A 372-nucleotide genomic window follows, 5' to 3' on the forward strand; every position below is an offset into this window, starting at 1 on the left:
CTTCGGCTCGTCGAGCAGCCGATCGAGCACACCCCAGGTGAAGGCGCCATGCGCGCCTCCGCCCTGGAGCGCCAGATTGAGCGTCCGCGGCTCTCGCTCAGAGGAGGCGACAACCGCGCTGTCGGCGATTATTTTCTTCACACCTGCGTGTTTGTTCATGGTCCTCACTCCCGATTTGTTTGTTGAGATCAATGCGCCGTCCACCCGCCATCGACCGGAATGGCCGTGCCGGTGATGGAGCTCGCCAGATCGCAGCAGAGAAAGACGCTGAGGGCGCCCATTTCCTCGACGGTTGCGAAACGCTTGGTCGGCTGGTTCTTGAGAAAAACGTCGCGGATCACTGCGTCACGTGCGATGTTATGCGACTTCGCT

General features: G+C 60.8%; 1 protein-coding gene and 1 pseudogene. Both read right to left on the reverse strand.

Annotated features, from left to right (window positions below; genetic code table 11):
- Positions 1 to 159: pseudogene (locus RWK44_RS34985) on the reverse strand (patatin-like phospholipase family protein); the annotation flags it as partial.
- Positions 160 to 188: 29 nt separating this feature from the next.
- Positions 189 to 372: SDR family oxidoreductase (locus RWK44_RS34990; RefSeq protein WP_316030196.1), on the reverse strand; the 184-nt coding region annotated here is incomplete at its 5' end.

It is taken from the genome of Rhizobium sp. 25PS6, from assembly GCF_032464655.1.
Taxonomy (GTDB): Bacteria; Pseudomonadota; Alphaproteobacteria; order Rhizobiales; family Rhizobiaceae; genus Rhizobium; species Rhizobium laguerreae.